Genomic DNA, 14,913 nt, shown 5'->3' with positions numbered 1-14,913 from the left:
TGGGATGCAGTATACGACACAAAATATTGATCAGCTCCTATTTGCGCGACATCTCTCTCAAAAAATAAGAAATTCAGGCGGAAGATTAAAAGGGCCAGCGAAACGAACACGAGACGATGACTTAGCGTTTAAAACTTCTTTTCAGAGCTTACTGTCTAGATTAACGACGACAAATTAAAATGGAATCTTACAAAATTTATTCAAATACGATATAATATGTAAGGAATTTGATTTGTTTTTATCATCATCTATGACGTTTTAGATGAAATGGAAATGAATGAACGATGGAGGTTTTAATATGATTGCTTTAATCGTCGCACTATCGCTCACCCTCATTCATTTTTTGAATTTAGGAGCTATTTTAGTGATGATTTTCCGAAGAAGGGAAGAGCCTATTTTTATTATTGCTTGGACAATGCTCATGATGTTTGTCCCTTTAATCGGATTTATTTTATACTTATTATTTGGGCATGGACCTATTGTTAAAGAAAAAAGAACATTTGTCGATGAGATTGAACAAAATCATCATGAATCAAACGTCGCTAATCAAATGGAAAGATTTAAAGCGTTAGATGAAGAAAACCATCCGTTTTCATCTTTAATTCAATTTAATTTAAATTATAATCATAGTCTTTTAACAACCTATAATGAGGTGGAACTTTTTTCAGAGGCAAAGGCCAAATACGAACGTTTAATTCAAGATATTAACAAAGCTAAAGAAACGATTAATATTCTGTACTTTATTATTCGAGGTGACCAAAGTGGAGAGGCCTTATTATCTGCGTTAACGCGAAAAGCAAAAGAGGGCGTTAAAGTTCGATTAGTTTATGATGATGGAGGAAGTTTCATGACTCCCGCCTCTTTTTTTAAGCCTTTAATTGAGGCAGGTGGAATCGTTGTGAAGCATTATCCAGCTAAATTGAAAATTTTCACATTAAATTGGAATTATCGAAATCATCGAAAAATTGTCGTGATTGATGGGAAAATTGGATACATGGGTGGGATGAACATCGGTGATGAGTATCTATCGCTTAATCCTAAGTATAGCCCATGGCGTGATGCCCATTTTAGAGTGGAGGGAGAGGCTGTTCCGTTACTTCAAATGAGATTTTTAAAAGATTATTTTGCCGTCATGGAAAATGAAGCAGATGTATCACAGATTGAACAGAATCTTAACCTGTATTTTAAAGCGCCAACCATTACAACTAAAACCTATCTACAAATTATTACGGATGGTCCTGATCAAAAAACAGACCATATGCGTGCTGCTTTTATTAAATTAATTATGAGTGCAAGAAAGAGTATCTGGATTCAAACTCCGTATTTTATTCCAGATAGTGAGTTTTTACATGTGTTAAAAATTGCGTCTCATTCTGGTTTAGATGTTAAAATCATGATTCCAGTGATTCCGGATAATCATTTCGTGCATCGAACAACCACTTCTTATATTAAAGAGTTGCTTGAAGCGGGAATTGAAGTTTATTTTTATGAAGGGTTCTTACATTCCAAAATTATTATCATCGATGGAAAAATGAGTTCAGTTGGATCTGTTAATATGGATGTTCGAAGTTTTAGCATTAATTTTGAAATCACAGCTTTTATCTATGATGATCAGATGGCGAAGCAATTAATTAAACAATTTGAATTTGATCAACAAAATTGCCGTTTGCTTGATTTTGAATACGAACGCAATAAATCTTGGGTTATGAAAGCTGAAGAATCGATTTATCGATTATTATCAATGTTAATGTAGGGGAGATTAAGAATGAGAAAGAAAATTGGTATGAGAACCATAAAAACGGCTGTCGGGGCAACCATTGCCATTATTTTAGCTAACTTTTTCGGGCTTAAATATGCGCTTTCTGCAGGGGTTATCACGATTTTAAGTGTACAAAACACGAAGCGAAAGTCTGTTGAAATTGCATGGTCTAGATTTAATTCGACTTGCTTAGCGCTTATGATTAGTGGGATTTTATTCTCACTCATTGGCTTTAATGCGTTCGCATTTGGATTATATTTACTGATTTTTATTCCATTGGCTGTTTCCTATAAATTAAGCGATGGCATTGTGATGAGTTCAGTGTTGGTCACACATCTCTTAGGAGAGGGATATATTAGTCTCTCTTTAATTGCGAATGAGTTTTTTTTAGTCATCATCGGGGCAGGAATTGCTATTTTATTTAATCTTTATATGCCAAAAATGCAACCCCGTATTAAAGAAGATCAGGCAAAAATAGAAGAGCAATTTAGAATTGTTCTGCTGTGCTTAGCGGGAACGACCTCAAGTCAATCGGTGGCGATTGATGAAGAATTTTTATTTCAAACATTGGAGGAGATGTTGCTAAAAGCGAGAGATCGAGCTATGTTGCACAAAGAAAATTACTTATTAGATGAAATGACGTACTATGTTCAATATATGGATATGCGCTTCATGCAATATCAGGTGCTTTTAAGTATGCGACAGACGCTTGGAAAAGTGGTAATGACCGTCGAACAGTCGAGTTTAATTGCAGATTTAACGGAACATATTGCTTTTAATTTACATGAATATAATCCTGCAGAAGATTTAATTCAAATGACACAAGATGTTTTAACTCAATGTCGTAATCAAGAGTTACCTAAAACACGAGAAGAGTTTGAAAATCGAGCCTTATTATTCCAATATTTAAATGATTTGCAATATCTCCTTGAAATTAAATGCCATTTTGTTCGAAATTTGACGGAACAACAACGTTTGAAATTTGGACCACAGAGTTTGTAAATAAAAAAAAGTCATTGAGACCTTGCTCAATGACTTTTTTTTTATGCTTCTATAAATTGACCGTGTGAAACTTTCATTTCTTTAAATTGAATGTTAAATTTCTTTTGATATTTTTTCAATGTACTTAAATCTTTATCTGTAATGATACAAATTGATTTTCCACTTGCATACCCACGAGCCGTACGACCCGCACGATGTAAATATTCATTTGGATTGGCCGGACAGTCAAGGTGAATGATGTGTGTGACTTCTGGAATATCAAGACCACGAGCCGTTAAATCTGATGAAACTAATAATTTGATTTTTCCACTTCTAAATAGATCTAGTGCACGTTTGCGTTCTTCTTTTTGAATGTTACCACGCATGACGAATGTTTCTTTTTGATGATAATTTAATTTTTCAGCAATTTCTTGCATCGAATCGTTTTGATTTACAAAAATTAAAGCACGTTCTGGGTTTTCGGCAACAATCAATTTGCGAAGTAATTCGAATTTATCACGACGCTCACCTTTTAAATAGAAATGAGCAATATTTGGATTCATTTCGACGGCATCTGCAGTTTTTAAAATAACAGGTTCTTTCATTAAAGACGTCGCAAGTGTTTGCGTATTCTCACTAATTGAAGCTGAGAATAGACAAAGTTGACGATCACGTAGTGTTGTTTTAATAATATCTTGAATCGTTTTGGTATTGGTATTATCAAGTAGACTATCCGCTTCATCTAAAATGATGGTTTTAAGGGTATGAGCCGTAATTTTTTTCTTTTTAATCAATTCTAAAATACGACCACATGATCCCGTGATGATATGAGGTTTTTCTTTTAATTTTTTGATTTGTTTATCAATGTTTGCGCCCCCAATAATCGTGGTAGACGTCACCGGAATTTCTGAGTTTGCTGCTAGTAACTTGATTTGAGCATCAATTTGCATGACTAGCTCATGTGTAGGTGCTAAGATTAAAACTTGCATTTCACGTTTTGTCGTGTCAATTTTTTTAAAAAGGGGGGCGACAAAAGCTAATGTTTTTCCGCTTCCTGTATGTGATTGGGCAATCACATCTTGATGATTTAAAATAACAGGAATGGCCTCTTGTTGAATAGAGGTTGGGACACTAATATTTTGTTTGTTTAATCCCGCAATGATACGTGAATCTAAATTTAAATTTTCAAATGTAATAGACATGGGCTTCCTCCTAATGGTAAGTGTGTCTAAGTAATCATAAATTAAAGCGTGGAAAAACTCGATTTATTTATCGAATAATCCTCCACCTTTATGTCGTTTGATACGTTTACGAGGTTCTCCAATCGTTTTATCCGGACGTTTTAATTTATCTTGTTGTTTTGTTCCTTGACGTTTTTGTTCAATAATTTGTTTCATTAAATCCATATTTTTTGTTGCCATCTTGGTATCTCCTAAACTAAAAAATTAATGTTAAAATAGTCTTAACCCTATTATTTTATAATATTTAACGTTTTTTATCTATTCTTCTCGTATGAAATGTCGAAAAAAGTAAAATTCTAAGGGTAAGTTTAAAAGGATTGTGGTGAAAGAATGAAAATTGGTTATCTTGAAATCGTCTTATCCGCATCTTGGGTGCGTAGTTTAAAAGAGAAACGAATGCTTGTGAGAAGTATCGTAGCCAAAACACGTCAAAAATTTAATATATCGGTTAAGGAGTTTGCAACACTTGATGAACATCAGACCATTACGCTTGGAATCACGTGTGGGTCGAATTCTACTTCACAAATCGATGCGATTTTGGATCAAGTGGTTAATTTTATTGAATCAAATTATGAAACAGAAATAATTGGGATAGAAAGAGAAATTTTATAATGGTTTAAATTGTCATTCATTTCTAATTATAGTATAATTTGATACATCTTAAACAAGGTGTGATTAAATTGGAAAAGTGGTTAGAAAAACGAATTTCATTTATAAAGGGCTTATTTTTTGTGAGTTGCGCTTATATTATCATTAAGATGGTGGATAATTATCAAGTATTTTTTGCTAGTTTTAAAGATATCCTAGCGACACTCTCTCCTTTTTTATTAGCTTTTATAATCGCATATATTTTTAATCCGGTGATGATGTTTATTGAAAAACGATTTAAGGTGAAACGTAATCTAAGTCTTAGTCTCACATATTTTGGTTTTTTACTCCTGTGTTACTTGATGATTAGTTTTATTTTCCCTGTCATTTATCATAGTGCCTCAGATTTAATCAAGCAGATTCCAAGTTATGCAACTGAAATTCAAACCTGGATTAATGGGTGGACCAATCAAATGTCTGGTTTTGATTTTGGAGAGTTGAATGAGTTTAAAACACAATTGTTAAGTATGATTCCAAAAGTGACTGAAATCTTGACCAGTTCAATCGGCTCATTGGTGTCTATCACTTATGGTGCCGTGACCTTAACAGGAAATGTTCTATTAGCTTTTATTATTAGCATTTATATTTTAGTTGAAAAAGAAAAATTTACTGAGATGTCTAAAAAGTTGATTTATATTATCTTTCGCCCAAAAAATGCGGGATACATATTGCAGACTTCACGATTATTTCATGAAAACATCGGTAAATATCTAATTGGAAAGTCCATTGATTCCATTTTCGTTGGGATTTGCGCAACGATTGGACTCGCCTTGATGGGTGCTAAATATGCCGTCCTTTTAGGAGTTATTTTTGGATTAACAAATATGGTCCCGTTTGTTGGGCCTATTTTTGGAACACTGATTGCCGTTGGAATTAATTTATTCTATAATCCCATCGTGGCAATCATTGCCCTGATTTTCTTACTGATTGTCCAACAAGTAGAGTCTTTAATTATTGATCCAAAAGTGGTTGGTCAAAAGATGGGGTTAAATCCATTCTTCACCTTATTAGCCGTCACGGTTGGAGGGAAGTTAATGGGTATTGTTGGGATGATTTTAGGTGTTCCGATTATGGGAGTTTTAAAATTATATGCCTCAAATGCGATTAACTACTATTATGACAAAACAATTCTAGTTTGCGAACAAGAAGAGTCTGACGAATAAAAAAAGCCCTCGAATCTCGAGGGCTTTTTTTATCCTAAAATACCGGCTTTGCGTCGTTTACTTTTGCCTTTTTGACCTTTTACCATTTCACGACTCGGAATCATATGATTGTTTTGATTAGCTGTTTGTTGTTTCTTTTTATTTAATAAATCTTGAATAGATTGTTTAGTTGTGGATTGATTCATGATGAAAACTCCTTATCTCTTAAAATTCTTATCCTAATTGTAACGAACTTTTTGATTCCTGACTATATAAAACAAGTAAAATAGAACGAAAAAGATAAAATTTTGACATAGGACTTGAATTTAAATTGATTATTTGATAGAATGATGTGGAATTTGCGAATAAAATCTTTTTAATTTTTACAAGTGTTGAACCCCCACTTTGAACAAACTTCAAATTGGGGGTTTTTCTATGTGAAAATAAAGAAAACGGTTCGCAAGAGTTTAATTTTAGTTAGAAATGAGGGGTAAGATGCCAAAAAACAATCGTAAATTTTATAAACGATTATTTATCTTAGCAATACCAATTGTCTTACAAAACTTGATTACATCATCGTTAAATATGTTAGATACGATGATGATAGGAAGTTTAGGAGAAGTCCAACTTGCAGCTGTTGGTGTTGCGAATCAGTTTTATTTCTTATATAGTTTACTTGTGATGGGAATTGGAGCAGGATGCTCGATTTTAATCGCTCAATTATGGGGAAAAGAAGACACAGAGAATGTTAAAAAAGTTTTACAACTCGGGTTAGCAGCAGGAATAGTTTTTGCTGCTATTTTCACCGTGATTGGATTCTTTGGTTCAGAATCGATTATTAAAATATTTAATCCAGATCCAGATGTTATCCGTTTTGGAAGTGAGTATCTTCGTGTTTCTATTTTTAGTTATTTAGCGACGGCTATTTCATTTGTATTTGCTGGTGCACTTCGTAGTATTGGAAATACTGCATTACCGATGTGGGGAAGTTTAATTGGATTAATCATTAATGGCGTATTCAATGCACTTTTAATTTTTGGATTACTTGGATTCCCAGCACTTGGAGTAGTAGGGGCGGCCATCGCAACACTAATGGCTCGATTAGTCGAATGTTTTATTATCATCATCGTCGTGGCCTTAAAAGTTAAACCACTAAACTTATCATTCAAGCAACTCGTTACATTTGATCGTCTAATGGCGGGGATGTTATATCAAGCAGCTTTACCTGTTGTTTTGAATGAAGCTTGTTGGGGATTAACAAATATTACTTATAATATCATTTATGGTCGAATGGGAGTAAATGCCATTGCTACGACACAAATTACGACGACGATTATGAATTTATTTATGATTGTGGTCTTTGGAATGGCCCATGCTTCTGTAGTGGTCATTGGAAACGAAATTGGAGCAAATCAAGAAGAGCAAGCGATTATTTACGCTAAAAAGATTATTCGCCTCGCGTTAATTATTGCGGTCGTCATGGCGGTTGGTCTTGTTTTATTTGCACCAGCCATTGTTGGAATTTATAAGGTTTCAGATCTTGTGCGACAAAATGCGATTCAAATCTTGTATATCTTTGCTATTTTTATGCTGCCACGTGTTTATAATGGTGTTCAAATTGTTGGAATTTTACGTGGAGGTGGAGATGCAAAATACGGTTCAATTGTTCAAGGTTTAAGCATGTGGATTTTTGGAATTCCGTTTGGAATCATTGGAGCCTTTATTTTTAAATGGCCGATTACCTATGTCATCTTCCTTATTTCATGTGAAGAAGTAATCCGTTATTTAATTATTAGTCGTCGTTTCCGTTCAAATAAATGGATAAATAATATGGTTCGTGAAATGGCATAAAATTTCTAAAATAGACTTGTTTTTCAGACTCTTTCTAGCTATAATAAGGTAAAATAGTTAAAGATTATGATAAGAAAGAGTAAATCTAGTCAACTTTTTTAGAGAGCTAACGGGTGGTGGAAGTTAGTAAAGCATCTAGGTTGAAGCAGTCTTTGAGTCGCTAGCTGAGAACTAAAAAGCATGTCTTTTTAATTAGGCTAAGACGTTCCCTCGCGTTACTGAGGACTTGAGTGGGTAATTTAAATTACTTATTAGGGTGGTACCGCGAAGTAGTCCTTCGTCCCTTTTTGGGATGAAGGACTTTTTTTATTTTCATTTGAGCTAGGAGGAAAGATGATGGAAGAAATCTTAGAGATTTTAGAACAAAATAGTCGATATACCGACGAGCAAATTGCCGTGATGACCGGTAAAACAGTAGAAGAAGTTCGCGAAGCGATTCAAGATTATGAAGAGCGAAGTATTATTGCAGGCTATACAACCCTTATCAATTGGGAGAATACGGGTCATGAAACAGTGACGGCGTTAATTGAGGTAAAAGTGACACCACAACGTGGAGCAGGATTTGATAGTGTCGCAGAACGCATTTATAAATTTGATGAAGTGCGTGCTTGTTACCTGATGTCAGGTGGATTTGATTTAACGGTCATTGTGGAAGGAAAAACGATGAAGCAAGTGGCGATGTTTGTTTCTGAAAAATTAGCCGTTCAAGAATATGTCTTAAGTTGTTCAACACACTTTGTCTTAAAAAAATATAAAGATCATGGAACCATCTTTAAAGACCAGGAATTTGATGATCGTGAGGTTGTGATTTTATGAGATTAGAAAATATGATTTTAGAGAATGTAAAAAAAATGCCACCATCTGGGATTCGAAAGTATTTTGATATGGTGCATGAAATGGAAGGTGTGATTTCTTTAGGAGTAGGCGAGCCTGATTTTGTGACTCCATGGAATGTTCGTGAAGCGGGAATTTATTCACTTGAACAAGGTCATACCCATTATTCTTCGAATGCTGGATTCATGGAATTGCGTCATGAAATTTCACGTTATTTACATCGCCGTTTTAATTTAAGCTATCAGGTGGATGAAATTTTAGTAACCGTAGGAGGGAGCGAAGGGATTGATCTTGCACTTCGAGCACTTGTTGGTCCGGGTGATGAAGTCATCATTCCAGAACCAAGTTTTGTCGCATACAAAGGATGTACGACATTTACTGGAGCCACACCTGTTGTGATTGAATTAAAGGCTGAAAACGAATTTAAATTAACTGCAGAAGAATTAGAAGCCGCGATCACGCCTAAAACAAAAGTTTTAATCATGCCGTTTCCTAATAATCCTACGGGAGCGATTATGACACGTGACGAACTTGAAAAAATCGTAGAGGTTGTCAAAGATAAAGACATCATTATTATTTCGGATGAAATCTATGCGGAATTAACATATGAAAAGGAGCACGTTTCCATTGCAAGTTTTGATTGCGTGAAAGATCAAACATTGGTGATTAATGGATTTTCAAAAGCGTATGCGATGACAGGATGGCGACTTGGATACGTCTGCGGTCATCCAACTTTAATCAATGCCATGAAAAAAATTCATCAATATGCGATTATGTGTTCCCCAACAACCTCGCAATATGCTGCGATTGAAGCGATGAAAAATGGAGATCATAGTGTTGAGACGATGGTTAAAGAATACAATCGTCGTCGTCGAGTCCTTGTGAATGGATTTAGAAAGTTGGGTCTTGATTGCTTTGAACCATTAGGAGCTTTTTATGTTTTTCCGTGTATTCAATCAACGGGATTATCATCGGATGAGTTTTGTGAGAAATTATTGCGATCAGAAAAAGTTTTAACCGTTCCAGGTAATGCTTTTGGGGATTGTGGGGAAGGATATATTCGTGCGTGTTATGCGTCATCTATGGAAAATATTATGGAGGCGTTAGTTCGAATTGAACGTTTTTTAAAACAAAATCCAACACGTTAATTAAACAAAAGAAAAGGTGAAGCTTTTGAAACATCAAGAAGAGTTAGCGACAAAGCCGGTTTATCGCTTATTAATTCAATATTCGATTCCTGCTATCGTAGGGATGATTGTTAATGCCCTGTATAATGTGGTAGACCGTATTTTCATTGGAAATATTCCCGAGGTCGGTTCACTCGCCATAACAGGTGTTGGCATTACGCTACCAATTACCACCATTATTCTAGCCTGCGGGATGTTAGTAGGAGTTGGAAGTACCGCTAATATCTCGATTAAATTAGGGCAGGGGGAGCGAGAAAATGCAGAGCGTTTAATAGGAAATAATATCACCTTATCGACCATTATCGCTTTAGCATTGACGGTTCTTGGCCTTGTTTTTAAAACGCCAATTTTAAATTTATTTGGGGCAAGTTCAAGCACTTTGCCTTATGCCGATCGGTATATTACAGTGATTTTATATGGAACGATTTTTAATGTGATGGGCTACTCTTTAAACAGTAACATTAGAGCAGATGGAAACCCCAAAATGGCTGCTTTAACGATGGTTGTTGGATGCATCATTAATATTATTTTAGATCCTATTTTTATCTTTGGATTAGGATGGGGAATTCAAGGAGCGGCTATCGCAACTGTTATTTCTCAGGCTACAACTGCTATTTGGGTGTTACTTTATTTTGTTATGGGAAAATCACGATTGACGTTTAAATCAAAATTCTTGAAGCTTGAGTCTAATTTAGTCAAAAGTATCCTCGCAATTGGATCAGCTCCATTTGCTATGCAATTAGCGGCGAGTTTAGTTCAAGTGGTCTCAAATAATACGTTAAAAGCTTACGGTGGTGATTTAGCCATTGGAGCTTTTGCGACGATTTCTTCCATTTCGATGATGTTTTTAATGCCGATTTTCGGTATTAATCAAGGAGCACAACCAATCATTGGTTACAATTATGGAGCTCGTGAATACCATCGAGCGAATCAGACCTTTTTATACTCTGTTTTAATGGCGTCTGCTTTTTTAACCATAGGTTTTATTGTGATTGAATTTTTCCCAGAAATGATGATTTCACTTTTTAATCGTGATCAAGAGTTGATGGCGATTACAGTCAAAGGGATTCGGATTTATTTATTCATGTTTCCATTTGTCTCGATTTCAATTATTGGATCCACGTATTTTCAGTCCATTGGAAAAGCACGGATTGCTATGATTCTAAGTTTATTGAGACAACTTATTTTATTAGTTCCTTTGCTTTTAGTTTTACCTCCTTTTTTAGGATTAGATGGTGTTTGGTTGGCACAACCCATTTCGGATACATTAGCAATCTCAATCACCCTCTATTTCTTAGTCAAACAATTTAAAAAAATGAAGCGATTAGAACTAGCAAAAGGCGAAAAGCACTGAAATTTTTCAGTGCTTTTTTTGGTTGTTCTAACATAAATTGTAATATGAATTAAAGGGGAGGATTTCAACATTGAAACGTCGTATTTACAAAGTAATCATTAAACTAATCATCGCGGTTGTCGTATTGGGAGTTATTTTAATCGGAGGAATTTTAGCATATCGACGAATTGAACAGCGACACGTTCAAAGTCAAATTAATCAAATCATTGATAGCGGTGGAATCAGTGAAATAAGAGAAATAGAATTAGGAGGTGTGACGCAATACATTGCAATCGAAGGGATGAGTCAAAGTAAACCACTGTGCTTATATTTACATGGTGGGCCTGGCTTATCTGTTCCATATGGGATTAGTGCACGTGGACAAAATCAAGATTTGCTGACACATTGTACGGCTGTTTATTGGGATCAACGGGGATCAGGAAAGAGCTATGATGAGACCTTGACTAGTCAAAATGTCTCTTTAACACAATTGCAACAAGATGCAAAAGAATTAATCAATTATTTATTAGAAACGTTTAATAAAGACAAACTTTATGTAATTGGATTTTCTTGGGGAACTGTTCTCGGAATGAACTTAGTAAAAGAAATTCCGCAGCTCATTGAAGCATATTTTGGCATTGGACAAGTCGTCAATCCATCTAAATCTGATTTAGAACTGTATGAATGGCTTATCGATGAATACGCAAGTATTGGGGCGAATGAATTAGTTTTAGCACTGAAACAAATGGGATACCCGCCTTATCAAAAGGTAGCGCATCAAGAACTTTTTACGAAAGCAATTACTAATAGTGGAGCTTATATTAAAATGCACGATGGTGTAGCGGGACTCAATATTTCAAAATGGATTGCTCAAGCCTTCTCATCACCTGACTTAAGTATAAAGGAAGCTTATGAAACGTTGTTTAAAACATCACATAAGGTTTTAACACAAAGTAACTTATGGGCTGAATTGAATGCGGTTCAATTTGATGAAGACATGACAAACCTTAAAATTCCAATCTATTTTATATCAGGAGTCGATGATTATATCTGTTCAAAAGACTTATTACAACAATGGTTTCAAAAACTCCAAGCCCCTAAAAAGGATTATCTCATCTTAAGTCACTCAGCTCATTATATTTCAACACAAGATGAACCATCCATGAATGATTTTATCAAACAAATTATTAATGAGGTTTATCCAACAAAAGAAATAAAGGATGAAGCCGGATTGAATGAAGTGAATTGAAAAGAGTGCTTAATAATGGAAAGTAACGGGATTTTTCCGATATTGAAATATAATCGGTTAGCCATAGTGGAAATCAGAAAAAAATAAGATAATTCATAGCTTATGAGATGAAATTAAAGTCATTACTCATGATATATTTTAATATTAAATGATAATTAAGATTTATAACGGTAAAAAACATTTACTTGTATCTCAAATCACTCTGCCCAGCTCATCAGGTAAAAGTTAGACAATAAAACGAGGAGATAATAGAAATCTAGCATTTTCACTTGATGTATGAGTTTTTATTATCAAGAAAGAATTAATTTAACTCCAAAAAAACTATCTCGCTTGAGATAGTTTTTTTGTTATAGGAATTGAAATTAGGATAAAACTAATAAAAAGAATGAATTTGAGTTGAGGTTATTTATGAAGAAAATGTCGTTATATCAAGCCACCATTATTGTTTTGTCTTTTGTTGTCATCATTATGACGCTGTTACAATTAACTCTCTCATTAACGCCTCAAATTGATGCGCTTTTTAATACATTAGATGTTTTAATTTGGCTATTTTTTTTCGTTGATTATCTGGTGAGACTTGGAGTCAGTAAAGATAAGAAACAGTTTTTTTTATCTCATAAGATAGATTTAATTGTCATCATTCCCTTTTTCTCCATTTATCGCTTATTTCGGCTCGCTCGAGTGGCAGAATTATTACCTTTGTTAAGATTTACAAAGGTGGTAAAGGTCACAGTCATGTTAACGACAGCTTTTAAACAAATCAGTCAATTTTTTAAAACGAATAATCTTCATTATGTGTCCTTAGCCACTCTTGTCATTGTATTGTTAGGCGCTGGTGGGATCTCACTCTTTGAAGGATTTTCATTTAAAGATTCATTATGGTGGAGCATTGTTACGTTAACGACGGTGGGATATGGTGATATCGTACCTAAAACGGGAATCGGACGTCTCATTGCTTCTGTTGTCATGTTAACTGGGATTGGCTTTTTAGGAGCTTTAACGGGGACGATTTCAACCTATTTTTTAAATAAAAGCCATGATGTCTATCGTCCTAAAATTGTAGATGAGATGATTGAAAAATTGAATCATTTTGATGAATTGAGCTTTGAGGAATTTCAACAAATTATTTCTGTCTTAACCCTTATAAAAAAAGGTCAGGAGGAAATACAAGAAGAACGTGTGAAAGTTATTGAGAAAAAAGAGGAAGAGTAACCTAAGGTGTGATATGATAGTAGACTGTAAAGGAGAGAGAAAATGAATCAACCTAAAATCATTAATATTCAGGAAAGACTTCGCTTATATACGCCGGATAAATCAGAGTGGGATCACGCACTGCCTTGGTATCAAAATGAGAAAGTGATGTATTTATCAGAAGGAATTAGCAATCGAGTTTATGGGCTAGATGAAATTTATAATATGTATGAATTTTTAAGCACTAGAGGAGAACTTTATTTCATTCAAGTTTGTGAAAATCAGGATTGGGTCTCGATTGGAGATGTCACGTTGTGGGAAGAGAATCTACCTATTGCCATCGGTGTTGAGGCATATTGGCAACAAGGAATTGGAAAGCAGGTGATTAAAACCCTATTAAAGCGCGCTAAAGAGAAAGGGATGCAAAAAATATCTGTGCCTGCCATTTTTCACTATAATACGAGTTCACAACGGCTTTTTGAGTCGCTAGGGTTTAAAAAAGTTGGAGAAAATTCAACTGAAAAGTCATATGAAAAAATCATTAGGTAATCTTAGGAATCTTAATTGACACTCAAACATACATTTTCTATAATAAGATTATTAATTAGATAATTAACTAATTATTGGGGGATGGTATAATGGTTAGTACATCATCATTCATCATGATGGGGATAACGTGTTTTGTTTGTTTTATAGTACCACTTGTTTTAATTTGGTGGCTAAGAAAGAGATATCAAGCTTCTATTACAAGTTTTTTAACCGGAATGATTGCATTTGTCGTTGCAGTTCAGGTGATTGAAGCACCGATCAATTATTATTTCTTAGTCGTAAATGGAAACACGTCAAGTTGGTTAACTCAGCCTGTTATTTATAGTTTATATGGGGGATTAATGGCTGGTATTTTTGAGGAAACAGCTCGTTATCTTTGTTTTAGGTTTTGTTTAAAAAAACAAACAAGACTTCAAGATAGTTTGAGCTATGGCGTTGGCCATGGCGGAATAGAAGCGATGCTAATTGTCGGGACAACGTATATTAGTAATATCGTTATCTCTTTGTTTATTAATCATGGATTAATTGAAAATTTGGGGTTTAGTACAGCACTTGAGCAATCCATAACCGAACAATTAACGATGGTGTCGCCCATTATATTTGGGGTGGCAGGCTATGAACGTTTGATGACGCTCATCATCCAAATTGGATTATCGGTTCTTGTGTTTAAAGCCGTTCGTGAACGTAAAATCAAGTATTATCTTTTCGCTATTTTATTACATGCCTCGTTAGATTTGCCAGCGGCGCTTTATCAACTTGGAAAAGTTAATTTAATTGCAACCGAAGGACTCGTCACGCTCTTTGCCATTGGATTCTTAGTGTTTATTTTCAGACAAATAAAGCGATATAAAGAAGATTTATCTATTCCTGAGGATCAAGAATTACAAAAGTATCAAAAAGCTGGGTATTAGTAACATAAGGAGGTAAGTTAGTGAATAAGGTTTTTCA

The 14,913-nt window shown here is 34.6% G+C and carries 16 protein-coding genes and 1 other annotated feature; of the genes, 13 read left to right on the top strand and 3 right to left on the bottom strand.

Going from position 1 to position 14,913, the window contains the following annotated elements; genetic code table 11:
* Positions 1-4 precede the first annotated feature (4 nt).
* The 3 genes from QWC74_RS14015 (at position 5) to QWC74_RS14005 (ending at position 2,761) form a co-directional block, all read left to right on the top strand.
* On the top strand, positions 5-178 hold the full coding sequence (locus QWC74_RS14015) for a DUF188 domain-containing protein (RefSeq protein ID WP_288994259.1): 174 nt from the start codon (positions 5-7) through the stop codon (positions 176-178).
* 120 nt (positions 179-298) lie between these two features.
* Positions 299-1,753: a cardiolipin synthase gene (gene cls / locus QWC74_RS14010; RefSeq protein WP_006785635.1), complete on the top strand. Its 1,455-nt coding sequence runs from the start codon at positions 299-301 to the stop codon at positions 1,751-1,753.
* Between the two features lie 12 nt (positions 1,754-1,765).
* The gene (locus tag QWC74_RS14005) at positions 1,766-2,761 is read left to right on the top strand and encodes an aromatic acid exporter family protein (protein WP_006785636.1); all 996 of its coding nucleotides are present in this window, start codon (positions 1,766-1,768) and stop codon (positions 2,759-2,761) included.
* A gap of 41 nt (positions 2,762-2,802) precedes the next feature.
* On the opposite strand, the gene QWC74_RS14000 is transcribed toward QWC74_RS14005, so the two are convergent.
* Positions 2,803-3,942: a DEAD/DEAH box helicase gene (locus tag QWC74_RS14000; RefSeq protein ID WP_006783641.1), complete on the bottom strand. Its 1,140-nt coding sequence runs from the start codon at positions 3,940-3,942 to the stop codon at positions 2,803-2,805.
* 63 nt (positions 3,943-4,005) lie between these two features.
* The gene (locus QWC74_RS13995) at positions 4,006-4,161 is read right to left on the bottom strand and encodes a hypothetical protein (protein WP_006783642.1); all 156 of its coding nucleotides are present in this window, start codon (positions 4,159-4,161) and stop codon (positions 4,006-4,008) included.
* 150 nt (positions 4,162-4,311) lie between these two features.
* On the opposite strand from QWC74_RS13995, the gene QWC74_RS13990 reads away from it, so the two are divergent.
* Together QWC74_RS13990 and QWC74_RS13985 are read left to right on the top strand one after the other, a co-directional pair.
* On the top strand, positions 4,312-4,593 hold the full coding sequence (locus QWC74_RS13990; RefSeq protein ID WP_006783643.1) for a DUF503 domain-containing protein: 282 nt from the start codon (positions 4,312-4,314) through the stop codon (positions 4,591-4,593).
* A 68-nt stretch (positions 4,594-4,661) separates the two neighbouring features.
* Positions 4,662-5,792, top strand: coding sequence for an AI-2E family transporter (locus QWC74_RS13985; RefSeq protein ID WP_006783644.1), 1,131 nt, complete (start codon positions 4,662-4,664; stop codon positions 5,790-5,792).
* A gap of 29 nt (positions 5,793-5,821) precedes the next feature.
* Here the strand turns inward: QWC74_RS13985 and QWC74_RS13980 are convergent, their stop codons facing one another.
* Positions 5,822-5,977 (bottom strand): hypothetical protein, encoded by a 156-nt coding sequence (locus QWC74_RS13980; protein WP_006785141.1) that lies wholly within the window; start codon positions 5,975-5,977, stop codon positions 5,822-5,824.
* A gap of 289 nt (positions 5,978-6,266) precedes the next feature.
* Between QWC74_RS13980 and QWC74_RS13975 the strand changes: the two genes are divergently transcribed.
* The 8 genes from QWC74_RS13975 to QWC74_RS13940 all read left to right on the top strand — a co-directional run bounded on the left by QWC74_RS13975 (position 6,267) and on the right by QWC74_RS13940 (position 14,876).
* The gene (locus QWC74_RS13975; protein WP_006785140.1) at positions 6,267-7,622 is read left to right on the top strand and encodes an MATE family efflux transporter; all 1,356 of its coding nucleotides are present in this window, start codon (positions 6,267-6,269) and stop codon (positions 7,620-7,622) included.
* Positions 7,623-7,679: 57 nt separating this feature from the next.
* Positions 7,680-7,910: a binding site (T-box leader), on the top strand.
* Between the two features lie 48 nt (positions 7,911-7,958).
* Complete coding sequence (locus QWC74_RS13970) at positions 7,959-8,438, top strand: Lrp/AsnC family transcriptional regulator (protein WP_006785139.1); 480 nt, start codon at positions 7,959-7,961, stop codon at positions 8,436-8,438.
* Positions 8,435-9,604, top strand: coding sequence for an aminotransferase class I/II-fold pyridoxal phosphate-dependent enzyme (locus QWC74_RS13965; RefSeq protein WP_009606369.1), 1,170 nt, complete (start codon positions 8,435-8,437; stop codon positions 9,602-9,604). Before QWC74_RS13970 ends, QWC74_RS13965 begins: the two co-directional genes overlap by 4 nt.
* Before the next feature lie 25 nt (positions 9,605-9,629).
* Positions 9,630-10,997: an MATE family efflux transporter gene (locus tag QWC74_RS13960; RefSeq protein WP_006785137.1), complete on the top strand. Its 1,368-nt coding sequence runs from the start codon at positions 9,630-9,632 to the stop codon at positions 10,995-10,997.
* A gap of 70 nt (positions 10,998-11,067) precedes the next feature.
* Complete coding sequence (locus tag QWC74_RS13955) at positions 11,068-12,225, top strand: alpha/beta hydrolase (protein WP_006785136.1); 1,158 nt, start codon at positions 11,068-11,070, stop codon at positions 12,223-12,225.
* 408 nt (positions 12,226-12,633) lie between these two features.
* Positions 12,634-13,437: a potassium channel family protein gene (locus QWC74_RS13950; protein ID WP_006784898.1), complete on the top strand. Its 804-nt coding sequence runs from the start codon at positions 12,634-12,636 to the stop codon at positions 13,435-13,437.
* A 42-nt stretch (positions 13,438-13,479) separates the two neighbouring features.
* Positions 13,480-13,965, top strand: coding sequence for a GNAT family N-acetyltransferase (locus QWC74_RS13945; protein ID WP_006784899.1), 486 nt, complete (start codon positions 13,480-13,482; stop codon positions 13,963-13,965).
* A gap of 89 nt (positions 13,966-14,054) precedes the next feature.
* The gene (locus tag QWC74_RS13940; protein WP_006784900.1) at positions 14,055-14,876 is read left to right on the top strand and encodes a YhfC family intramembrane metalloprotease; all 822 of its coding nucleotides are present in this window, start codon (positions 14,055-14,057) and stop codon (positions 14,874-14,876) included.
* The last annotated feature ends 37 nt before the right edge of the window (positions 14,877-14,913 follow it).

The sequence above is a fragment of the uncultured Turicibacter sp. genome (assembly GCF_938044715.1).
GTDB classification, from domain to species: Bacteria; Bacillota_I; Bacilli_A; order MOL361; family Turicibacteraceae; genus Turicibacter; species Turicibacter sanguinis.
Note: the sequence above shows the minus strand (reverse complement) of the source record. Positions and strands in the feature narration are given on the sequence as shown.